The sequence below is a fragment of the Bartonella sp. CL71SXKL genome (assembly GCF_042194935.1).
Lineage (GTDB): Bacteria > Pseudomonadota > Alphaproteobacteria > Rhizobiales > Rhizobiaceae > Bartonella.
Map to the genome: position 1 here is coordinate 1 of NZ_JBHINI010000009.1, position 23,691 is coordinate 23,691.

Here is a 23,691-nt window from a genome sequence, read left to right on the forward strand (position 1 = left end):
TTCGTTTTGCTATTCGTGAAGGTGGTCGTACTGTTGGTGCCGGTATCGTCTCTAAGATCATTGAATAAATAATGCTTATTAAAGGGGTGTTAAAAGTGTTTTAGTTTTGAGAGTTAGGGGTATAGCTCAGTTGGTAGAGCGGCGGTCTCCAAAACCGCAGGTCGCGGGTTCAAGTCCTGCTGCCCCTGCCAAAGGGGGGATTTTACATATAAGGGAGTGGATTTTGCTGCCTTTTTCGCTTTTTTTGATATGGGGCTTGTTTTTTTGTGTGTGAAACGGTATTGAATAGAAAGTAAGGAAATTGCATAAGTCTGAAAGTTGGCTTTTGCATTTTTTCCTGTTTATTTTGTTCTATAAAACACAATAGGACTAGAGAGAGTATAGTGTGACGATGGCATCTAAAACCAATCCGATTACCTTTTTGAAGCAGGTTTATGCAGAAACAATTAAAGTGAAATGGCCTACACGTCGTGAGACGGTTATTTCTACTATTATGGTTTTGTTGGTAACTGCATTGGCTTCAGCTTTCTTTTTTATTGTGGATCAGGTTATGCATTTTGGTGTTTGGCGGGTTATTGATCTTCTGAAATATCTTTTTAGTTGAGAATGTAAGGAAGTGTGACTGTGGCAGCTCGTTGGTATATTGTTCAGGCATATTCAAATTTTGAAAAGAAAGTAGCGGAAGCTATTGATAAGGAGGCAAAGCAAAAGGGACTTGATCATCTTTTTGAAAAGATTTTTGTTCCAACAGAGCGTGTTGTAGAGGTTCGTCGTGGACGCAAAGTTGATACTGAGCGAAAGTTTTTTCCTGGTTATGTTCTTGTTCGTGCTGAGTTAACAGATGAAGTTTATCATCTTATTAAGAATACGCCTAAAGTGACAGGTTTTTTAGGGTCGGATGCGCGTCCTGTTCCTATTTCTGATCGAGAGGTTGAGCAAATTCTCAAACAAGTTCAGGAAAGGGTTGAGTCTCCAAAGTCCTCTGTATTGTTTGAGGTTGGAGAGCAAGTTCGCGTTGCTGATGGTCCTTTTGTTTCGTTTAATGGAATTGTTCAAGAGGTTGAAGAAGAGCGCTCTCGTCTTAAGGTTGAAGTGCTTATTTTTGGGCGTCCTACGCCTGTTGATTTGGAATTTGGTCAGGTTGAAAAACTCTGATTAAACTTAGAGTAGTTTTAATTACTTTAAGGAAGGAGTGGGAGGTGATTTATAGCTTTTGTCGGCTTAATGATCCGAACCACGTGACTGCAGCGGGTAACGGGCAAGGTGAATTGTCAGTATACCAGTGAAATTAAAGGCAGATTGTTATGGCAAAAAAAAGTATAGGTCAGCTTAAGTTGCAGGTTCCTGCAGGAGCTGCTACTCCATCTCCACCGATTGGTCCAGCTCTTGGGCAGCGTGGTATTAATATCATGGAGTTTTGTAAGGCGTTTAATGCAGCTACACAAGAAATGGAAAAGGGAGCGCCGATTCCAGTTGTTATTACGTATTATCAAGATAAGTCTTTCACCTTTTCTCTCAAGACGCCTCCTGTATCATTCTTTTTAAAGAAGGAAGCAAACCTGAAATCTGGCTCAAAAGAGCCTGGTAAAGTGTCTGTAGGAAGCATTTCTCGCGATAAAATTCGTTCGATTGCGGAATCAAAGATGAAAGATCTTAATGCGAATGACATTGAGGCAGCAATGCGTATGGTTGAAGGTTCTGCTCGCTCGATGGGCTTGGAAGTGGTGGGCTAATATTATGGCAAAAGTAGCAAAAAGAATAAAAAATATCCGAAAAGATATTGATTTTAATGAACTTTACGCTTTAAAAGATGCCGTTTCAATGGTTAAGGAGCGTGCTGTTGCTAAGTTTGATGAAACAATCGAAATTTCAATGAACTTGGGTGTTGATCCTCGTCATGCTGATCAAATGGTTCGAGGCGTTGCTCATTTGCCTAATGGGACAGGGAGAAATATTCGTGTTGCCGTTTTTGCTCGTGGGGATAAGGCTGAGGAAGCTAAGGCGGCAGGAGCTGATATTGTGGGTGCCGAAGATTTATTTGAAAGCGTTAATAGAGGGACTATAGACTTTGATCGTTGTATTGCAACGCCAGACATGATGCCTCTTGTTGGTCGTCTTGGTAAGATTCTTGGTCCACGGAGTTTGATGCCAAATCCGAAGGTTGGTACTGTAACACTTGATATCGCCGGTGCTGTCAAAGCTTCTAAAGGTGGTGCTGTTGAGTTTCGTGTGGAAAAAGCTGGTATTGTGCATGCTGGTATTGGTAAGGCTTCTTTTGGTGTTGAAAAAATCGTAGAAAATATAAAAGCCTTTGCAAGTGCAGTTATTAAAGCCAAACCGCAAGGTGCAAAAGGTGAATATATTAAACGCGTTGCTGTTTCGTCGACTATGGGAGTTGGTGTTAAAGTTGATCCAGCAACGGTTCGTTCAGAGTTAATGTAAGCTGATTTATGATTTTGTTTTTTGGGGTATGGGAATATCAAAATTGTATTTTAAAGTGCTGGTTTTGATCAGCATTTAGCTATCTAAGCTTTATAGGGCTTAGGTTGTGCCGGGAGAAATTCCGGAATATCCTGTCCGAGATTGTAGGTGATACTTTTAAGTATCTTAATCAAAAAAAACCTGCATGAGACTGGGGTAAAAACTGAGAGTTAAAAGACTTAAAGGGTTTGAGCCAAGGTTGCCTTTGAACGCTGTGCGTGAAAAAGGGGACAGGATCCTCATCGGTGACATGAAGTATTTTATGTTATCAAAGGTAACCAACAGGTTTGTTTTAAGTAAATCTGTTAAATGGAGAGAGACAGTGAATAGAGCGGAAAAACGCGAATTTGTTACATGGCTTAACGAGGCTTTTCGGAAGTCTGGTTCTGTTGTTGTTGCACATTATTCCGGTCTGACAGTTTCACAGATGAATGATCTGCGTTCGAAAATGGGTGAAGCTGGCGGTGCCGTTAAAGTCGCCAAAAACCGTCTTGCTAAAATCGCTCTTCAGGGCACGGAATCTGAATCGATAGTGGGTTTGTTTACTGGGCAAACACTTATTGCTTATTCAGAAGATCCAATCACAGCACCGAAAGTTGCTGTTGATTTTGCGAAAAGCAATGACAAATTTGTCATACTTGGCGGTTCAATGGGTGCAACAAGTTTAACTGTAGATGCTGTGAAGTCATTGGCTTCATTGCCTTCATTAAACGAGTTGCGTGCAAAACTTGTGGGTATGATTTCTACCCCTGCGACCCGTATTGCACAGGTTGTTAATGCCCCTGCTGGTCAGGTTGCACGTGTCATTGGAGCATATGCTCAGGAGGATAAGGCGGCTTAAGGCTGTTTGTATTCACGTTTATGGAAGAGCTTTAATGCTTTTCTGTTTTTTTGGATAAAATTTAATAATGGTTCAAATCTTTTAATTGAAGGAATTTAAAAATGGCTGATCTAGAGAAGATCGTAGAAGACCTTTCTAATCTAACCCTTTTGGAAGCCGCTGAGCTTTCTAAGTTACTTGAAGAAAAGTGGGGAGTTTCGGCTGCTGCTCCTGTAGCTGTCGCTGCTGTTGCTGGTGCTGCTGCTCCAGCTGCTGAAGAAAAAACAGAATTTGATGTTATTCTTGTTGAAGGTGGCGCACAAAAAATTAATGTTATTAAGGAAGTTCGTGCTCTTACTGGACTTGGTCTTAAAGAAGCTAAAGATCTGGTTGAAGGTGCACCTAAGCCTATTAAAGAGGCTGCTTCTAAAGAAGAAGCAGAAAAAATTAAATCTCAACTTGAAGCTGCTGGTGCTAAAGTGGAACTTAAGTAAATTTAATTTTATCGGCGGGCATTTATGTTCGCCGATTTCTTTCTCTTAATACAAAGAGGGAAAATAATGAGTAAAAAACCTTTTCCTAATGGTTTCGTAACAGGAATGGGATAGGTTTAGATTACTTACTCCTTCATCATAGAGTCAAAGAGATAAATGGCTTATGTTGGTGGGGAAAGTTAATGATGCTCATTATTGAGTGTCAAGTGAACTGGTCTGCATATGCAGGTTAATGATATAAGGCTTTCAAGGTTGGTCTACCTTGAAGAGTAAAGATCAAGGAGCGACGATGGCTCAGACTCACGCAATGATGTCTCAATTCAATGGTCGTAAGCGCGTACGCAAATTTTTTGGTAAGATTCCTGAAGTAGCAGAAATGCCGAATCTTATTGAGGTTCAAAAAGCGTCATACGATCAGTTTCTCATGGTTGAGGAACCGAAAGGTGGACGACCAGATGAAGGTTTGCAAGCTGTTTTTAAATCTGTTTTTCCTATTTCAGATTTTTCCGGTACAGCTATGCTTGAGTTTGTAGGTTATGAATTTGATTTACCAAAATTTGATGTTGAAGAGTGCCGTCAACGTGATTTAACTTATGCTGCCCCATTAAAGGTCATATTGCGTTTGATTGTTTTTGATGTTGATGAGGATACTGGCTCCAAAGATATCAAAGACATTAAAGAGCAAGGCGTTTATATGGGCGATATGCCTTTAATGACGACGAATGGTACCTTTGTTGTTAATGGTACGGAGCGTGTTATTGTTTCTCAGATGCATCGTTCTCCTGGTGTCTTTTTTGACCATGATAAAGGAAAGTCCCATTCATCAGGAAAGCTTCTTTTTGCTGCTCGTGTTATTCCGTATCGTGGTTCTTGGCTTGATATTGAGTTTGATGCTAAGGACATCGTTTATGCGCGTATTGATCGACGGCGCAAAATTCCTGTTACAAGTCTTTTGATGGCATTAGGTATGGATGCGTCAGATATTTTATCAACGTTTTATGATAAAGTGACTTATGAGCGTGATGGAGAAGGATGGCGAGTTCCTTATTCTGTTGATCGCTTTAAAGGAATGAAGCTCATTTCTGACCTTATAGATGCAGATAGTGGTGAAGTCGTTGCGGAGGCTGGTAAAAAATTAACAGTTCGTACTGCGAAGTCTTTGGCAGAAAAAGGACTTAAAGCGGTTAAAGTTAGTGAAGATGATTTATTAGGTTGTTATCTAGCCGAAGATATCGTCAATTACGAAACAGGTGAAATCTACCTTGAGGCTGGTGATGAAATTGACGAAAAAGTATTAAAAATTTTGCTTGATGTTAGTGCTGATCAAATCAATATTCTTGATATTGATCACATGAATATTGGCGCTTACATCCGCAATACTTTGAAGGTGGATAAAAATGAAAGTCGGCAGGATGCGTTATTTGATATTTACCGAGTAATGCGTCCAGGTGAGCCTCCAACAATCGATACAGCAGAAGCAATGTTCCATTCATTGTTTTTTGATCCAGAGCGTTATGATCTTTCTGCTGTTGGGCGTGTTAAGATGAATTTGCGTATGGATCTTGATTGTCCAGACACAGTTCGCATTTTACGCCAAGAGGATATTCTTGCTGTTGTTAAGATGTTGGTTGAATTGCGTGATGGACGTGGTGAAATTGATGATATTGATAATCTTGGCAACCGTCGCGTTCGTTCCGTTGGGGAGTTGATGGAAAATCAATATCGCATTGGTCTTCTTCGTATGGAGCGTGCGATAAAAGAGCGTATGTCATCGGTTGAAATTGATACAGTTATGCCACAGGATTTGATCAATGCAAAGCCTGCTGCAGCAGCAGTTCGTGAGTTTTTTGGGTCTTCACAATTGTCGCAGTTTATGGATCAAACCAATCCATTGTCGGAAATTACCCATAAGCGCCGTCTTTCTGCTCTTGGTCCAGGCGGTTTGACTCGTGAACGTGCGGGTTTTGAAGTCCGTGACGTACATCCTACGCATTATGGTCGTATTTGTCCGATTGAAACACCAGAAGGCCCCAATATTGGTCTAATCAACTCCTTAGCAACATTTGCGCGAGTTAACAAATATGGCTTTATTGAAAGTCCATATCGAAAAATTATTGATGGAAAAGTTACAAAAGAAGTTATTTATCTTTCAGCGATGGAAGAAGCAAAGCATTATGTCGCTCAGGCTAATTCTTCATTAGATAGCGAAGGTCGTTTTATAGAAGAGTTTGTTGTTTGCCGTCATGCTGGTGAAGTTTTAATGGCGCCGCGTGATCATGTTGATTTGATGGATGTTTCACCAAAACAGTTGGTTTCAGTTGCAGCAGCGCTTATTCCTTTTTTGGAAAATGATGATGCGAATCGTGCACTTATGGGATCAAACATGCAGCGTCAGGCAGTTCCTCTTGTACGCGCTGAAGCACCATTTGTTGGGACGGGAATGGAATCCATAGTTGCGCGCGATTCAGGAGCTGCTGTGAGTGCAAAACGTAGTGGTGTTGTTGATCAAGTTGATGCTACCCGTATTGTTATCCGTGCAACAGAAGATTTAGATCCTTCAAAATCAGGCGTTGATATTTACCGCTTACAGAAATTTCAGCGTTCTAATCAGTCCACTTGTATTAATCAGCGTCCTCTTGTAAATGTTGGTGATAGGGTAGAAAAAGGTGATATCATTGCAGATGGTCCATCCACGGATCTTGGTGATTTGGCTCTTGGGCGGAATGTTCTCGTAGCCTTTATGCCTTGGAATGGATACAATTATGAAGATTCTATTTTGTTATCCGAGCGCATTGTTGCTGATGATGTGTTTACTTCAATTCATATTGAGGAATTTGAAGTTGCGGCACGCGATACAAAACTTGGGCCTGAGGAAATTACGCGCGACATTCCTAATGTTGCGGAAGAAGCGTTAAGAAATCTTGATGAAGCTGGCATTATTTATATTGGTGCTGAAGTTCAACCGGGTGATATTTTAGTTGGAAAGATTACCCCAAAAGGTGAAAGTCCCATGACGCCGGAAGAAAAGCTTCTGCGTGCGATTTTTGGGGAAAAGGCATCCGATGTTCGTGATACTTCTATGCGTATGCCTCCTGGGACTTTTGGTACTGTTGTTGAAGTTCGCGTTTTTAATCGCCATGGCGTGGAAAAAGATGAACGTGCGATGGCAATTGAGCGTGAAGAAATTGAGCGTTTAGCAAAAGACCGTGATGATGAACAGTCTATTCTTGATCGCAATGTTTATTCGCGCCTCACCGATATGTTGACAGGTAAAGTTGCTGTAGAAGGTCCGAAAGGCTTTTCGGGCAGCAAAAAGCTTGATAGTACAGTGATGGGGCATTATCCACGATCCCAGTGGTGGCAATTTGCTGTTGAGGATGAAAAACTTCAAAATGAAATTGAAGCTTTGCGCAAGCAATATGATGAATCAAAGGAAGCATTACAACGTCGCTTTATGGATAAAGTTGAAAAGGTCCAAAGAGGTGATGAAATGCCTCCTGGAGTCATGAAAATGGTGAAGGTTTTTGTGGCTGTGAAGCGCAAAATCCAACCAGGTGATAAGATGGCGGGACGTCACGGAAATAAGGGTGTTGTTTCACGTATTCTTCCCGTAGAAGATATGCCATTTCTTGAAGATGGGACCCATGCTGATATCGTCTTGAATCCGCTTGGTGTGCCTAGTCGTATGAATGTTGGACAAATTCTTGAGACGCACCTTGGTTGGGCATGTGCGGGGATGGGCAAGAAGATTGGTGATTTGTTAGAGTTGTATCAAGAGACTGGGGATATATTGCCGCTGCGTCAGCGTATTGAAAATCTTATGCCTGATGATAATCATAATGAACCAGTCCGTCAGTATGATAATGAAAGCCTCTACAAATTGGCATTACAGATGAAAAAAGGGGTTTCAATTGCAACGCCTGTTTTTGATGGAGCACATGAGTCTGATATTAACATGATGCTGGAAGACGCAGGCTTAGATAGTTCAGGGCAGGTTACGCTTTATGATGGTCGTACTGGGGAGCCTTTTGATCGTCCAGTAACGGTGGGATATATTTACATGTTGAAATTGCATCACCTTGTTGATGATAAGATTCATGCACGTTCTATAGGTCCCTATTCACTTGTTACGCAGCAGCCATTAGGAGGTAAGGCACAGTTTGGTGGTCAGCGTTTTGGTGAAATGGAGGTATGGGCACTTGAAGCTTATGGTGCTGCATACACTTTGCAGGAGATGCTAACAGTAAAATCAGATGATGTGGCTGGGCGGACAAAAGTCTATGAGGCAATTGTGCGTGGTGATGATACATTTGAGGCAGGGATACCCGAAAGCTTTAATGTGTTGGTAAAAGAAATGCGCTCACTTGCTCTTAATGTGGAGCTTGATGATGCGCGTGAACTTATTGCACAGCGGGCATTGTCTGATACGGCAGAGTAATAATTCAAGGAGCGCACTGGAAAAAGGCTGCGCTCTTATTACTTTAAGAGGCTCAATAACCTTATTAAGGCTATACAGGTCGTTTTTAAAAGTAAATGTATTTTAAAGAAGATCTGTTATAAAATAAATGAGATATTACAACAGGTTCTAAGAATCTTTGAAGGAGAACAGCATGAACCACGAGGTCATGAATCTTTTCAATCCTCAAGCGCCAGCGCAGACATTTGACTCTATTCGTATTTCTATTGCGAGTCCTGAGAAAATTTTGTCCTGGTCGTATGGTGAGATTAAGAAGCCTGAGACTATTAATTATCGGACTTTTAAACCAGAACGTGATGGTCTTTTTTGTGCACGTATATTTGGCCCTATTAAGGACTATGAGTGTCTATGTGGCAAATATAAACGCATGAAGTATAAGGGCATTATTTGTGAAAAATGCGGTGTAGAGGTTACTCTTTCGCGCGTACGTCGTGAGCGTATGGGGCATATTGAACTTGCGGCACCTGTTGCACATATATGGTTTCTTAAATCATTACCAGGTCGTATTTCTACACTTTTAGATTTAACTTTAAAAGATATTGAGCGGGTTCTTTATTTTGAGAATTATATTGTAACCGAACCAGGATTGACATCTCTTAAGCTCCATCAGCTTCTTTCTGAAGAAGAATATATGCTTGCTATTGATGAGTTCGGAGAAGATCAATTTACAGCTATGATTGGCGCTGAAGCTATTTACGAGCTTTTAGCTAGTATGGAGTTAGATAAAATCGCTAATGATTTGCGTCTCGAATTAGCTGAAACAACTTCAGAGTTAAAGCAGAAAAAATTGATTAAACGACTTAAAATCGTTGAAAATTTTCTTGAATCTGGAAATAAGCCAGAGTGGATGATAATGAAAACAATTCCGGTTATTCCACCGGATTTGCGTCCATTGGTTCCGCTTGATGGTGGGCGTTTTGCGACATCAGATCTGAATGATCTTTATCGGCGTGTTATTAATCGTAATAACCGCTTGAAACGGCTGATTGAATTGCGTGCTCCTGGAATTATCGTGCGCAATGAAAAGCGTATGGTACAAGAAGCTGTTGATGCATTGTTTGATAATGGACGGCGTGGGCGTGTGATTACTGGAGCCAATAAACGTCCTCTCAAGTCTCTATCAGATATGTTGAAGGGCAAGCAAGGACGGTTTCGTCAGAACTTACTTGGGAAGCGAGTTGATTACTCGGGGCGTTCTGTTATCGTGACGGGTCCTGAATTAAAATTGCATCAATGTGGTCTTCCTAAAAAAATGGCTCTTGAATTATTTAAGCCTTTTATTTATGCGCGGCTTGATGCAAAAGGCTATTCATCAACGGTAAAGCAGGCAAAGAAGCTTGTTGAAAAAGAACATCCAGAAGTTTGGGATATCTTGGATGAGGTTATTCGTGAACACCCTGTTTTACTCAACCGTGCGCCAACATTGCACCGTTTGGGGATTCAGGCTTTTGAACCTATCTTAATTGAAGGCAAAGCTATTCAACTTCATCCACTGGTGTGTACTGCTTTTAATGCAGATTTTGATGGTGATCAGATGGCGGTTCACGTTCCGCTTTCTCTTGAAGCACAGCTTGAAGCCCGTGTTTTGATGATGTCCACCAATAATATTCTTCATCCGGCCAATGGTGCTCCCATTATTGTTCCCTCACAGGATATGGTTCTTGGTCTTTATTATCTTTCAATTGTTTCTGAAAAAGAACCAGGTGAAGGAATGGCCTTTTCTGATATAGGTGAGCTTCATTATGCCTTGGAAAATAAGGTTGTAACGCTTCATACGAAGATTAAAGGCCGTGTTAAGAATATTGGGAAGGATGGAAAAGAAGTTTCTAAACTTTATGATACGACACCTGGTCGTTTGATTATCGGTGAGCTTTTGCCAAGAAGTGCGGATATCTCATTTGATATTGTCAATCAAGAGATGACGAAAAAGAATATTTCTAAAATGATTGATCATGTTTATCGGCACTGTGGACAAAAAGAGACGGTTATTTTTTGTGACCGTATTATGCAGCTTGGCTTTTCTTATGCTTGTCGTGCAGGAATTTCATTCGGTAAGGATGATATGGTTATTCCTGATAGTAAGTCTCGTTTAGTTGCAGAAACAGAAGCTTTGGCTAAGGAGTACGAACAGCAATATAATGATGGTTTGATTACACAAGGTGAAAAATACAATAAGGTTGTAGATGCTTGGGGTAAATGTACAGATCGCGTTGCAGATGAAATGATGAAACGTATTCAAGCTGTCGATTTTGATCCTAAAACAGGTCGTCAACGGCCGATGAATTCGATCTATATGATGTCGCACTCTGGTGCTCGTGGTTCTGCTAACCAGATGAGACAATTGGCCGGTATGCGTGGATTAATGGCAAAACCATCGGGTGAAATTATTGAAACGCCCATTATTTCAAATTTTAAAGAAGGTCTAACTGTTAATGAGTACTTCAATTCCACGCATGGTGCACGTAAAGGACTTGCTGATACTGCGTTAAAGACGGCGAACTCTGGTTATTTAACACGGCGTCTTGTTGATGTTGCACAGGATGCTATTATTTCAGCAGTTGATTGTGGTACCGCAAAAGGGCTTACCATGCAGCCGATTGTTGATGCAGGACAAATTGTTGCCTCCATTGGGCAAAGAATTCTTGGTCGTACAGCGCTTGTTGATATTCTACATCCTGTCTCTGGAGAGGTTATCCTTGAAGGTGGAGCAATGATTGAGGAAGCTGATGTTGCGAAGATTGAAGCAGCTGGGATTCAATCTGTTCAAATTCGTTCTGCTTTAACATGTGAAACACGTCTTGGTGTTTGTGCAAAATGCTATGGTCGTGATTTGGCGCGTGGAACACCTGTTAATCAGGGAGAAGCCGTTGGTGTTATTGCTGCTCAATCCATTGGTGAGCCGGGAACACAGCTTACTATGCGTACTTTCCACTTAGGAGGAACTGCGCAGGTTGTTGATTCATCGTATTTAGAGGCATCTTATGAAGGTAAGGTGGAGATTCGTAATCGTAATGTGGTTCGTAACTCTGAAGGCCAATTGGTTGTTATGGGGCGTAATATGGCTATCCTTATCAAGGATGAGTTAGGAAAAGAGCGCGTTGTACATCGTGTTAGCTATGGTGCTCATATTTTTGTTGATGATGGTGATGTGGTTAAACGTGGCCAACGTATAGCAGAATGGGATCCTTATACACGTCCAATTTTAACGGAAGTTGAAGGTTATGTGGGTTTTGAAGATATGATTGATGGTTTATCTGTCACTGAAACAGCTGATGAATCTACGGGTATTACGAAGCGTTTAGTGATTGATTGGCGCGCTAATCCACGTGGTGCGGATCTTAAACCAGCCATTATTATTCACACAGATAAAGAAGGTGAATCCATTGCTAAATTGTATAAGGGAGGTGAAGCCCGTTATATGATGTCAGTGGAAACTATTCTTTCTGTTGAGCTTGGTGCTCATGTTAAGGCTGGTGATGTTATTGCTCGTTTGCCAATGGAAAGTGCCAAGACGAAAGATATTACGGGTGGTTTACCACGTGTGGCTGAGCTTTTTGAAGCGCGTCGTCCAAAGGATCATGCGATTATTGCTGAAGTAAGTGGCACGATTCGATTCGGCCGTGGTTATAAGAATAAACGTCGTATCATTATTGAACCAAATGATGAAACTCTTGAGGCAGTAGAATATTTGATTCCAAAAGGTAAGTTGTTTCATTTCCAAGAAGGCGATCAAATTGAAAAGGGAGATTATATCCTTGATGGTAATCCAGCACCTCATGATATCTTGGCGATTAAGGGGGTTGAAGCTTTGGCATCTTATCTTGTTAATGAGATTCAGGAGGTTTATCGTTTACAGGGAGTTCTTATTAATGATAAGCACATTGAAGTGATTGTTCGTCAAATGTTGCAAAAAGTTGAAATTACTGAATCTGGAGATTCTGGTTATATTCCAGGTGATAATGTTGATCGTATTGAACTTGATGAAATCAATGATAATTTGATTGCAGAAGGGAAGAAACCAGCATCTGGTAATCCCATTCTTCTTGGAATTACAAAAGCTTCTCTTCAAACGCCTTCTTTCATTTCGGCGGCATCGTTTCAGGAAACAACACGTGTTCTTACTGAAGCAGCAGTTTCTGGTAAAATTGATACTTTGCAAGGACTTAAAGAGAACGTTATTGTCGGTCGTCTTATTCCAGCAGGTACAGGTGGTACGATTTCTCAAATCCGTCGTATTGCTGCGGTTCGTGATGATTTGATTGTAGATGAGCAGCGTAAGTCTAGTAATAACGAAGTGGCTAAGGCTATGTTGACAAATATGACAACTGGGGCCGTTGCTGAATAATTTAAATACAACATCACATAATATAAAAACGTCTGAATAGAAAGTTCAGACGTTTTTTTATCTCAAAATGCAGAAGTTACATATTTTCTTGAAAATGTCAAAAATTATAAGGCGACAGTTATTTGGAACGTCTTTAGTAGCTTATTATTTTGTAATGATGTTTATCTTTTTTGTTACTTTATTTTAAAGTTTCTTAATTTCTAAAAGAAGTATAGAATTTTTCCAAAATATGTAAAACTCAAAAGCCATATTCAAGGAAAAGAGTGATTATCTACAAATCAAATAATGATTGATTTTGAATTTTAGGAAAATTTTTGATTGATATCTTCTATAAAGATTTAAAAGGACTTATAATGAAAGGTCAATAGTCTTTTCTGTAATCTAAAAAATAATTGATTCTCTACTATACAATGCTTGTATGATAAGAATGTATTTTCTGATAAATTAGAATGCAGGAAAGTAGAGATTAGGGTGCTTACTAAGTTTTTTATAAAAAATAGACACATTTCTTATAACAATGTGATCTATGCAGACAGAATGATAAAATGTACGAATATTATTCAATTGGAAAATTAACACGTGAGTTTTCAATAACAGCTCGAACTTTGCGTTATTATGAAGAAGAGGGACTTCTTAGTCCTTTTCGGCGTGGAAGTACACGGCTTTATACACAAACGGATCGTCATAAGTTAAAGCAAATACTGCGTGCTAAAAGAGTTAAATTTTCGTTGTCTGAAATATCTGATATGTTGACAATAGTTGGAAAACCACCAGATGATGAGAAAAAGCTTAAGAAATTAATTGCAGGAATTCATAAAAAACGAGCTGATTTAAAGCAGATGCAGCATGATGTTGATGATCTTCTACAGGATTTAGAACGAATTGAGGAGAGTTTTTTTGAGAGCTTAGCGGAGTTGGGGGTTAGTCATTGATTATAAAATTTATTTTGTCTGCTTTTAGACAATTTTCTTTCTCTTAAAAGGGATAGGTTATACTATCTCTAAGGGGGATATTTAACACTGCGTGAAATGTGTAAGTCATTTAAAGAAATAGAGTGTTTGAAAAAGCTGCAAAGGTATTTTCGCAGTATATTGTCCTTGATAAGAAAAAATTATTTTTCATAAAGAAAGTAAAAACAATGACAGTTTCTCCTATGAGTGTTTTTCAATCTATTTTGTCACGAAAGTCAATTCGCGCTTTTACTGATCAGCCAGTTAGTTTGGAAACAATCAAAGAAATCTTAAAACTTGCAGCACGTGCACCATCTGGAACAAATATTCAGCCATGGCAAGTGATTGTGCTTACAGGAAGTGTATTACAGAAAGTAGGGCAAGAGCTTTCACAACTTGTGCTTTCAGGTGTAAAAGGAGAGCGTGAATATAGTTATTATCCACGTCAGTGGCGTGAGCCTTATATTTCAAGGCGTCGAAAAGTTGGTTTGGATCTTTATCAGAGTCTTGGAATTCAAAAAGGAGATAAAGAAAAAATACTTCATCAAAAGGCGCGAAATTTTTTATTTTTTGATGCACCTGTAGGACTCTTATTTACAATGGATCACGACATGGAAATGGGGAGTTGGCTTGATTTGGGTATGTTTATGCAGACCATTATGTTAGCTGCACGTGGATTTGGATTAGATACCTGTCCTCAAGCTGCTTTTGCTGATTATCATAAACAGATTCGTACGCTTTTATCTATTCCTTCTGATCGCCATATTATCTGTGGTATGGCACTTGGTTATCGCGATATGAGTGCTCCAGAAAACAAGTTTGAGACAGAACGAGAATCGTTAGAAAACTTTGTACGTTTCATTGAAACATACCCATAAAATATTTCATACAATTAAGCATACGTTTTGAAGAACTTAGTGCATTATGAAAAATGTTTCCGATAAGATTTCTCATCCTTATTGAATTTTAATATTGCATATTAACACTTATTTTACTACGCTTGGAACATTAGGAGTGGTGACTCTAGGGGCATTGCCCGTTTTGAAGGTTGGCTAATGGAAAACACTATAGAAAGAAAGTGTTGGGTGGTAGCAAGACGAGCGACATTCGTGTTTATTGTTGTTATTTTTTTAGTTTATCTCGCAATTTGATTTTAAACGGGAGAAACGTTATGAAAAAGCATATATGCTCAAACTGTACTATAGTTTTGAGGTGATACGTGTTTCTATCTGTTTTTGAACTTTTTAAAATTGGGATTGGTCCTTCTAGCTCACATACGATGGGACCGATGACAGCTGCTAATATGTTTTTGCAAAAGATAGGAGATTTTTCTCAGTCGTCTGATATTCAAGTTTCTCGTATACGTGTTTATCTTTATGGTTCGTTAGCTTTCACGGGTATTGGTCATGCAACAGATAGGGCTATCATATTAGGACTTTTAGGAGAAAAAGCTTCTACTGTTGATCCTGATAGCATGGGGTTTCTGTTAGAAAAAGTTATACGTGAAAAAAAAGTGCAACCAGAAGGCCATCCCGCTTATCAGTTTGATGTGCAATGTGATCTTATTTTTGAACGAAAGCAAATCCTCCCTGGACATACAAATGGACTAGCCTTTGAAGGACTTAATACTGATGGGAATGTTCTGTTGCGGCAGATTTATTATTCTATCGGTGGTGGCTTTGTTGTGACTGAGGATGAATTAAGCCATATGAATGATAATATACAACCAAAAGCATTTGAGGTACCATATCCATTCGATTCTGCTTGTACAATGTTATCAATGGCAGAAAAATCAGGACTTTCAATTGCTGAAATGAAGCGCTTAAATGAAGAAACAAAGATAGAGCGTTCTTCTCTTGATGTAGGGCTTGATGAAATTTTTTCAGCGATGACAAATTGCATTGATAGAGGTCTGTCACAAGAAGGTGAGTTGCCTGGTGGATTGCGTGTTCTAAGGCGTGCTAAAAAGCTGCATGAAACGCTTTTGGAAAATCAAAGGAAAAATCACAATTATCCACTTTGGGCAAATGATTGGCTTTCGGTATATGCCATAGCAGTCAATGAGGAAAATGCAGCAGGTGGTCGTGTTGTTACAGCACCAACAAATGGCGCAGCTGGTGTCGTTCCAGCCGTTTTGCGTTATTATCTTCAATTTAATGATGATTCAGATCGAGAGGGAATACATAATTTTCTATTAACGGCAGCAGCTATAGGCGGTGTTATCAAACATAATGCCTCTATTTCTGGTGCAGAAGTTGGGTGTCAAGGTGAAGTTGGAACGGCATCTTCAATGGCCGCAGCAGGGTTGACCGCAGCATTAGGTGGAACACCAGCTCAAATTGAAAATGCGGCAGAAATTGCGCTTGAACATCATTTGGGAATGACATGTGATCCTGTTGCAGGTCTTGTACAAGTTCCTTGTATTGAGCGTAATGCAATGGGAGCTGTTAAGGCGGTAACGGCTTCTTCTCTTGCATTATATGGTAATGGAGATCATTTTGTTTCTCTTGATGCTTGTATAGAAACAATGCGCCAGACTGGTCATGATATGAGTGAACGCTATAAAGAGACAAGTAAAGGTGGTCTTGCAGTCAATGTAATATCTTGTTAAGAGCTAGAACATTTTTCAATCCATAACTGGACGTTTTGGAGAAGAATCGTATTTCCTGATAAAGCTTATGTTTTTTGTTCCTTATAAATCAAAACTCCAAATTAATTCAGCAGCATGCTTAAAATAAATTTGAGATGGCTCAGTGCTTTCTTAATGAATAGTAGCTGTTGATACAAGTTTGGAGAGAGCGTATTGTTGATATATGTTTGATTTGTCCTAAAATGGAAAAAATAAAAAAGCGTAAAGTAAAATTAGTGATCAATTTACCATTATTTTTTTAGCTGGGTTTTATGGTTTTAAAAAGTTTCCATAGCCATATCTTTTAAGTAATGGAAGATTATACCTGAGTATCCAAGGAAAATTTATTTTAAATCTGAATAATTATGATAAAGAGAGATTTTTAAAGATTTTAATTTTTTAAAAGTGAAGTTTTTTGCTACCTATATGGTAAAAAAATATCTTGAAAAGAAACACTAATTTACAATAATTAAAGATATATTGGGAATATCTTTTTTATTTATAAATTCTGTACCGACAAAAAAATTAAAATAAATAATAACGTATACATTAGGAAATATTTATAAAAATTTTCATGAGAATAGAATGCACACGATAGAACATTATCGTGTTACTTGTTCGTGAGTTCGTTTAAAAAATATCTCTCAACGCTCCTAAGCTCATTTCGCGATGGCACCCGTGAATGATATAATAACGGTAAATCCATTGAGCTGTCCCATCTTTATGCTTAATAAAAAGAGTACGCTGGGCATGATTGCACACTTTGCCAAGCCCCCCCGTACAGGGATCAAAGCCCTTAGCATTTGAAATGGTTCATTATAGGTATTTTGAGTATTTTGGGTACAGTTTTACGCCACACACTAATCTCGCCCATAACATGCAAGAGAACGGTTTTTATTAATTCAACATAAACAAGTTTCAAATGAGAGAATCTTACGATATTCGAGATTATCATCTAACATGCAAAATAATGAATTATCTTTATAAATCAGCATCTTGAATATGAATAGTATAATGTGAGTCATTCCATGGATGGTATAAAATCTATAGAGTATTAGCATCTTTATTTATAAAGGGAGAAAACCAGCACTATCATCCTTTTTTCAACGATCAATGTTACAAAAGATCCTCGTACTTGAAATAATTCATAAGGGATATTTGATTCCTTTTTTAAATAGTTTATATGCCAATCTTTCTCGTGATGAGCAGGCGGACGATTTTGACTGATTCAATATAAGAAGGAAAATAAGAGAATTTTACGAAAATCTCTTATTCAATATGCAAAAAGTAAATTATAATTATAAATTAAAATCTTATGGAAATCGTTATCATGATATTTAATCTGATAATTTCTTTTACGTTTTTTCATCGATAGTATTTGTATTTTCCAATTTTCTTTGTCTGTTGAAAGAAATACAAGTAAGAGGAGTTAGATTATTTTTTACAGCGTTTATGTTGTAGGGGGAGCATTAGTAAGAGGGACTTTCTTTATTGAACGTTTAGAATAATTCCTAAAATGATAAGCTTTCATCCAATGAAGCTATTCATTTTTCCAAAAAGATATCAAGGATAATTTTTTATATTAAATCCAAAAGTGGAAAAATATTGGATGTTTTTTATGTTCTTAACAATGGTTTTATTGAAGGCTTGGAGATATTGGATAGTTGGAAAAGCTGTCAGAACAATTCCACAATTTAAGAAAAAAGTATGTTTATCAAAGGGTTTTCTAAGGCTGTAGATAATGGTTAATAATAAAATAGTTTTTTAGAGATGGTCTGTAGAATTAAATATTTGTTGCTCCTAGACGGATTTTAATAGGCACATTACCAGTTTGGCTCGCAACGCGTAAATGAATGCGTACAGGAGGCATTATGAGACGACGGTTGCGCATTGTTTGGCAAATGAGAAGGTTAACAAGAGATTGTGTATCTAATGCAGTCGAATTATATTTTAAACCAGTAAGTTTTGCAGCAGCATCGTGAAGAGAACGCAATGAAAGGAGGGATGATTGCTTCAATAAAATTTCTTTTTTATGGAATGAAGCAAAAGCATTATCTGTCATAATACTATCCTTAACGCAGAATTCAAAATTTTTTAGTAGGCTACAGTATAGCAGTTAAAATTTGCTTTCTTTAATGTAGAACAAGCATCAAATGCAGCTTTTTTTGATTGAAACCCTGTAAAGCGCGCCCGGTAATAACGCTGCCCATTTTTTTCAAACAGTTGCATATGTGAAGATGCGTGCTTTAAAGTAGAAAAAGCTATATTTTTTGCTTTTAAAAGTAGAGTTTTTGCTTGTTCTTCACTAGGAAGAGAACCTATTTGGATAGCCCATCCGGCATTTTCGGACAAAGAGGCTGTTACAATTTTATGAGTCTCAACCGGTATAGTTTTTTGAGGGTTCGGTATTGGTATAATTACCTTATTTACAGCCGTTATTGCGATGTTGGAGTTTTTAGGTTGTTCTGCAAATGCTGTCAACATAGTCGAAATTTCATCGTCAAAATTACTTAAATCATCTTTAATGGTTGGTATAGGAGTATTGGCGCCAGTGGGTAAGTGATAGCGTACAGAAGCTATTAAACGTTCACCACTTTTCATTTGGCTTGCTTTGGGCAAATATTGATTCAATAAGCTAGCCATATGCTCGTCACGTGCAGTAGATGATTTTCCTCCCATAACAACAGCGACAATAGAGCGCCCCTCAAGACGCATCGAAGTTGCTAAATTAGAACCTGACATTTGTGTGTATCCTGTTTTAATTCCATCGACACCTTTCATTATTTTAACAAGTTTATTGTGGCTGTTAATTTTATGTCCACGGAAATTAAAACTTTTTGTTTTGAACAATTTATATTGTTTGGGAAAATGTTTACGTAAAGCTAAGGACAAAGTCGCTATATCTCGTGCTGTAGAATAATTGCGCACATCCGGAAGTCCTGAAGCATTTGCGAAATGTGTATGTTTCATGCCAAGTTTATGAGCTTTTGCTGTCATCATTTGAGCGAATTTTTTTTCACTACCTCCAAGATATTCTGCAATGGCAGCAGCAACATCATTTGCAGATCTTGTAATGAGTGCTTTAGCTGCTGATTCTGCAGAAATTGTTTGGCCTGCTTTAAACCCAATTTTTGTCGGTGGACGCATTGCTGCATAATGTGAAACAGGAATTGGTGTATTGGGTGTCACACGACGCATCTGCATAGCTTCAAAGAGTAAGTACAATGTCATCATTTTTGTTAAAGAAGCAGGATAACGTTTCAGTGTTGCATTGGCTTGAAATAGAGTTTTTCCCGTAGTAGCATCTATAACAATAGCCGCATACTTATCAGGATAGGCGCCTTGAGGTGTGGCTGATGCCCAACAGTAAGAAAAAGCTAACACAACAAAAGAAATTGCTATTGTTTTACAGTAGCGCATAATTTTTTGATAATTAATATACACTTGCAGTATCCTATTTCTCCATTTATCCTGAAAAACTTCTATAAAGCTTCCTTTTCTGTAATTTGTTGATGCAATTTAGACGAATGGTATTACTAATTTGTTTACAGAAGTTATTTTATGAGTGAGTGATTGAAGTCTAACCATAGAGGGAAATTTTTTTCTAATACAAACAGGTATTGCAATAGTTATGAAAGAATTTAAAATTAATAAAAAATGTGCTGCATGGAAAACGATAATGGGACAGACGCTCATAATAAACTCTATAGCTCATATTATGCATAATGAAAAGGGCAAGAATTGGGATGAAGGTAGGCATGGTGCGGTTATAATGCCTAAGGCTAGAGAAAAACTCGAAAAACCTAAATTATGTCGAGTTTTTTTGCTTAATGATGATTACACACCTATGGATTTTGTTGTTTTTGTTTTGAAGAACTTTTTTAAAAAAAGTTTCGAAGAGGCAACGCGGATAATGTTAAATGTTCATCACAATGGGATAGGAGAATGTGGGACTTATACTTATGAAGTCGCTGAAATGAAAATATTACAAGTGAGAGAATGTGCGCGTCAAAATGAACATCCGTTACAATGTGTAATGGAATGGAAGTGAGGAGCTATGCCATCTTTTACACCTAGTCTTGAAGAGGTTTTGCATCGTGCATTAACAATTGCTACTCAAGCACGGCATGAATATGCAACATTAGAGCATCTTCTACTTGCGCTGTTAGATGATGCCGATGCAAATTCCGTTATTCAGGCTTGCCAAGTAGATGTGGAGGAATTGCGAGAGCGCTTAACCAATTATCTTCGCTCAGAGTTAGATGAACAGATTAGAGCTGATGAGGATACAAAGCCTACAGCTTTTTTCCAGCGTGTTATCCAACGTGCGGTGATTCATGCACAATCGGCTGGAAAAGATGAAGTATCGGGGGCAAATGTTCTTGTTGCAATTTTTTCTGAACGTGAAAGCCATGCAGCATATTTTCTTCAAGAGATGGGAATGACACGCTATGATGCTGTACGTTTTATTTCACAGGGTGTCACGCGTGATGATGGGTTATCCATGTTACTTGAAGGACTTGAAGAGCAATTAGATCAGCAGATTTCGGATAATGGTGAAAGAGGAACAAGTGCTTTAACGAATTATTGTGTTGATCTCAATTGTAAAGCACGTAATGGAAAAGTTGATTTATTAATTGGCCGTGAAATAGAAATTTCACGCATGATTCAGATTTTATGTCGAAGGTCGAAAAACAATCCGCTTTTGGTTGGTGATCCTGGAGTGGGGAAAACCGCTATAATTGAGGGATTGGCAAAGCGCATTGTTGATGGGCAAGTGCCTGAAGTTTTATCAAATGCAACAATATTTTCTCTTGATATGGGGGGACTTGTTGCAGGTACACGTTATCGCGGTGATTTTGAAGAACGCTTAAAGCAAGTTATTAAAGAGTTTGAGCTATATCCAGATGCTATTTTATTTATTGATGAAATTCATACCTTAATTGGAGCAGGAGCGACATTAGGGGGAAATATGGATGCAGCAAATCTTTTGAAACCTGTATTATCTTCTGGAACTATGCGATGTATTGGTTCGACGACTTATAGAGAATATCGCAAATTCTTTGAACAAGATCGTGCTTTAGAGCGTCGTTTTCAGAAGATTGATATTAATGAACCTTCTGTTACAGATGCGATTAAGATTTTGCAAGGGATGAAGCCTTACTTTGAAGATTTTCATCAGATTAAATATACAGATCAGGCGATGAAGGCATCTGTAGAATTATCTTCACGTTATATAATTGATCGTAGGTTACCTGACAAAGCAATTGATATTATTGATGAAAGTGGCGCAGCGCAAAAGCTTTTGCCACAAAAACAACGCAAGAAGAGTATAGGTGTTAAAGAAATTGAAGCGACTGTTGCTACAATTGCAAGAATTCCACCAAAAACAGTTTCTCGGAATGATCAGAAGATACTGAGTAAGCTTGAAAGAGAACTCAAACATGTTGTTTATGGTCAAGATCAGGCAATTTCCGTCTTAGTTTCATCCATAAAATTGGCGCGAGCAGGTTTACGCGAACCGGATAAACCAATAGGAAGTTATTTATTTTCAGGACCAACAGGTGTAGGAAAAACTGAAGTTGCAAAACAGCTTGCATCATCTTTAGGCATTGAATTATTGCGTTTTGATATGTCAGAATATATGGAACGGCATACGATAGCACGTTTAATCGGAGCACCTCCAGGTTATATAGGGTTTGATCAAGGAGGTCTCCTTACAGATGCCGTTGATCAGAAACCTCACGCAGTTCTATTGCTAGATGAGATTGAGAAAGCGCATCCAGAGTTATTTAATATTTTATTGCAGGTAATGGATTATGGTAGATTAACAGACCATAATGGTAAGAAAATTGATTTCCGCAATGTTATTTTGATTATGACGACCAATGCTGGTGCTTCAGATATGGCAAAATCAGCTATTGGATTTGGGAAAGTACATCGTGATGGTGAGGATATAGAAGCAATCAATCGGTTATTTACACCAGAATTTCGTAATCGGTTAGATGCAATTATTCCGTTTGCACCTTTATCTCATTTAATCATCAATCAGATAGTGCAAAAATTTATTTTTCAGCTTGAAGCACAATTAGCTGATCGGGGAATTTGTTTTGAATTAAGCCCTTCTGCAACTTTATGGCTTTCCAATAAAGGATATGATTCTCAGATGGGAGCACGCCCATTAGGGCGTGTTATACAAGAATATATTAAAAAGCCATTAGCTGATGAAATTTTATTTGGAAAGTTACGCAATGGTGGTACCGTTCGCGTATTGACACAAAAATCAAATGGTAAAAAAGAAAGCTTACAGTTAGAAATTTCATCTTCCGATATATCTGTAAGTTCAAAGAAAAGTAAAATGGAAAATTTTACAAAAAAACGTGTAGGAAAAAAAAGCTCAACAACTTAAGAGTGTGTTATAAGGCAGCACGGATTTTTTTTGCATTCTCTTCAAGTATTTCTGTAGGCGTTATCATATCATTATGAGGGGTAAGTTCTATTCCCTTCATACGTGGTATAATATGAAAATGGAGGTGATAAACGGTTTGTTGACTAGCTGCTTCATTAAATTGCATGACAGTTATGCCATCTGCCTGAAAGGCTTTTTTGACGGCATTTGCAATTTTTTGAACAGCTTTAATAACAGGAAATAATGTCTCAGTATCCGCATCAAGTAAATTTCTCGAGCCTTTTTTAGGAATGACTAGCGTATGACCTGGTGCCTGTGGCATGATATCCATAAATCCAATAACATCATCATCTTCGTAGACACGAACAGAAGGGATTTCATTGCGAATCAATTTAGCAAAAATATTGTTATTGTCGTAAGCTTGTTTCATACAAATATTTCCTTTTATTGTAATTTTAAGATTCTAATTTAAAAACGAAAAAATGCAAGGTTTATCAGAGTGTAAGACAAAGAAGTATTTTGACTTCAGTTATATTTAGGATGCTGCACTGTCTTAATGAAGGTTTAGATTTCTATGATGGCTTCAACTTCTACAGGAACATCCATAGGAAGAGAGGCAACACCAATAGCAGAACGGGCGTGTTTTCCAATTTCACCAAGGATATTGACGAATAAATTAGAAGCTCCATTGGCAACAAAAGGAATATCGGTAAAATGAGAATCTACAGCCACAAAAACAGTAATTTTTACCACACGTTTTATTTTATTTAAGTCACCCAGAGTTGCCTTGAGTTGCGCGAGAATATTGAGAGCGCAAGCTTCGGACGCTTTTTGGGCTTGTTCGGTATTCACAGTTGCACCAACTTTACCGATGGCTATTGGTTTTCCATTAATAAGAGGGAGTTGTCCAGAAATAAAGAGTTGATTGCCACTTTGTGAAGTGGTGATGTAATTGGCAAGGGGGGAGATTACTTCAGGAAGAGTGATTCCGAACTTCTCTAAGTTTTTTTCAATCATATTGGTCATAATGTTAACTCCATAGCTGCTCTATAATATATTCATTGCATAATCTATTTTTTGATTTAA

Annotated in this window: 17 protein-coding genes, 1 tRNA gene and 1 pseudogene; 15 read left to right on the forward strand and 4 right to left on the reverse strand. The window is 38.3% G+C overall.

The genetic code is table 11. The features are described from left to right. The 13 genes and pseudogenes from ACFILA_RS06010 to ACFILA_RS06070 form a co-directional block, all read left to right on the forward strand. Positions 1 to 68, forward strand: a pseudogene (locus ACFILA_RS06010) (elongation factor Tu); the annotation flags it as partial. 47 nt (positions 69 to 115) lie between these two features. Next, a tRNA-Trp gene (locus ACFILA_RS06015) sits at positions 116 to 191 on the forward strand. A 200-nt stretch (positions 192 to 391) separates the two neighbouring features. Further along, a complete protein-coding gene (gene secE / locus ACFILA_RS06020; protein WP_273790652.1) occupies positions 392 to 604 on the forward strand; it encodes a preprotein translocase subunit SecE in 213 nt (70 codons plus the stop codon). 20 nt (positions 605 to 624) lie between these two features. Beyond that, positions 625 to 1,155, forward strand: coding sequence for a transcription termination/antitermination protein NusG (gene nusG / locus ACFILA_RS06025; RefSeq protein ID WP_273790740.1), 531 nt, complete (start codon positions 625 to 627; stop codon positions 1,153 to 1,155). A 149-nt stretch (positions 1,156 to 1,304) separates the two neighbouring features. Next, entirely contained in the window at positions 1,305 to 1,733 is a 429-nt protein-coding gene (gene rplK, locus ACFILA_RS06030; protein ID WP_273723157.1) for a 50S ribosomal protein L11, read from the forward strand. Between the two features lie 4 nt (positions 1,734 to 1,737). Then, positions 1,738 to 2,442: a 50S ribosomal protein L1 gene (gene rplA / locus ACFILA_RS06035; RefSeq protein WP_375631242.1), complete on the forward strand. Its 705-nt coding sequence runs from the start codon at positions 1,738 to 1,740 to the stop codon at positions 2,440 to 2,442. Between the two features lie 361 nt (positions 2,443 to 2,803). Further along, entirely contained in the window at positions 2,804 to 3,322 is a 519-nt protein-coding gene (gene rplJ / locus ACFILA_RS06040) for a 50S ribosomal protein L10 (RefSeq protein ID WP_012755027.1), read from the forward strand. Between the two features lie 101 nt (positions 3,323 to 3,423). Then, positions 3,424 to 3,795: a 50S ribosomal protein L7/L12 gene (gene rplL, locus ACFILA_RS06045; RefSeq protein WP_273790654.1), complete on the forward strand. Its 372-nt coding sequence runs from the start codon at positions 3,424 to 3,426 to the stop codon at positions 3,793 to 3,795. Positions 3,796 to 4,084: 289 nt separating this feature from the next. After that, positions 4,085 to 8,233: a DNA-directed RNA polymerase subunit beta gene (gene rpoB / locus ACFILA_RS06050; protein ID WP_273790655.1), complete on the forward strand. Its 4,149-nt coding sequence runs from the start codon at positions 4,085 to 4,087 to the stop codon at positions 8,231 to 8,233. 172 nt (positions 8,234 to 8,405) lie between these two features. Beyond that, on the forward strand, positions 8,406 to 12,617 hold the full coding sequence (gene rpoC / locus ACFILA_RS06055; RefSeq protein WP_375637731.1) for a DNA-directed RNA polymerase subunit beta': 4,212 nt from the start codon (positions 8,406 to 8,408) through the stop codon (positions 12,615 to 12,617). A gap of 545 nt (positions 12,618 to 13,162) precedes the next feature. After that, the gene (locus ACFILA_RS06060; protein ID WP_375631240.1) at positions 13,163 to 13,549 is read left to right on the forward strand and encodes a MerR family DNA-binding transcriptional regulator; all 387 of its coding nucleotides are present in this window, start codon (positions 13,163 to 13,165) and stop codon (positions 13,547 to 13,549) included. Between the two features lie 206 nt (positions 13,550 to 13,755). Beyond that, complete coding sequence (locus ACFILA_RS06065; protein WP_375631245.1) at positions 13,756 to 14,445, forward strand: nitroreductase; 690 nt, start codon at positions 13,756 to 13,758, stop codon at positions 14,443 to 14,445. 341 nt (positions 14,446 to 14,786) lie between these two features. Beyond that, on the forward strand, positions 14,787 to 16,178 hold the full coding sequence (locus ACFILA_RS06070) for an L-serine ammonia-lyase (RefSeq protein WP_375660832.1): 1,392 nt from the start codon (positions 14,787 to 14,789) through the stop codon (positions 16,176 to 16,178). A gap of 1,801 nt (positions 16,179 to 17,979) precedes the next feature. Here ACFILA_RS06070 and ACFILA_RS06075 read toward each other — a convergent pair. Next, the gene (locus tag ACFILA_RS06075; RefSeq protein WP_273790659.1) at positions 17,980 to 18,258 is read right to left on the reverse strand and encodes a hypothetical protein; all 279 of its coding nucleotides are present in this window, start codon (positions 18,256 to 18,258) and stop codon (positions 17,980 to 17,982) included. 32 nt (positions 18,259 to 18,290) lie between these two features. Beyond that, on the reverse strand, positions 18,291 to 19,640 hold the full coding sequence (locus ACFILA_RS06080) for a D-alanyl-D-alanine carboxypeptidase (RefSeq protein ID WP_273790660.1): 1,350 nt from the start codon (positions 19,638 to 19,640) through the stop codon (positions 18,291 to 18,293). A 235-nt stretch (positions 19,641 to 19,875) separates the two neighbouring features. Between ACFILA_RS06080 and clpS the strand changes: the two genes are divergently transcribed. Beyond that, on the forward strand, positions 19,876 to 20,247 hold the full coding sequence (gene clpS / locus ACFILA_RS06085; protein ID WP_273790742.1) for an ATP-dependent Clp protease adapter ClpS: 372 nt from the start codon (positions 19,876 to 19,878) through the stop codon (positions 20,245 to 20,247). 6 nt (positions 20,248 to 20,253) lie between these two features. Continuing rightward, positions 20,254 to 22,605, forward strand: a complete 2,352-nt coding sequence (gene clpA / locus ACFILA_RS06090; RefSeq protein WP_375643549.1) for an ATP-dependent Clp protease ATP-binding subunit ClpA — start codon at positions 20,254 to 20,256, stop codon at positions 22,603 to 22,605. 7 nt (positions 22,606 to 22,612) lie between these two features. Here the strand turns inward: clpA and ACFILA_RS06095 are convergent, their stop codons facing one another. Both ACFILA_RS06095 and ACFILA_RS06100 read right to left on the reverse strand, forming a co-directional pair. After that, the gene (locus ACFILA_RS06095; protein ID WP_273790662.1) at positions 22,613 to 23,035 is read right to left on the reverse strand and encodes an HIT family protein; all 423 of its coding nucleotides are present in this window, start codon (positions 23,033 to 23,035) and stop codon (positions 22,613 to 22,615) included. Positions 23,036 to 23,169: 134 nt separating this feature from the next. Beyond that, positions 23,170 to 23,631 (reverse strand): RidA family protein, encoded by a 462-nt coding sequence (locus ACFILA_RS06100; RefSeq protein ID WP_375607219.1) that lies wholly within the window; start codon positions 23,629 to 23,631, stop codon positions 23,170 to 23,172. Positions 23,632 to 23,691: the final 60 nt, after the last annotated feature.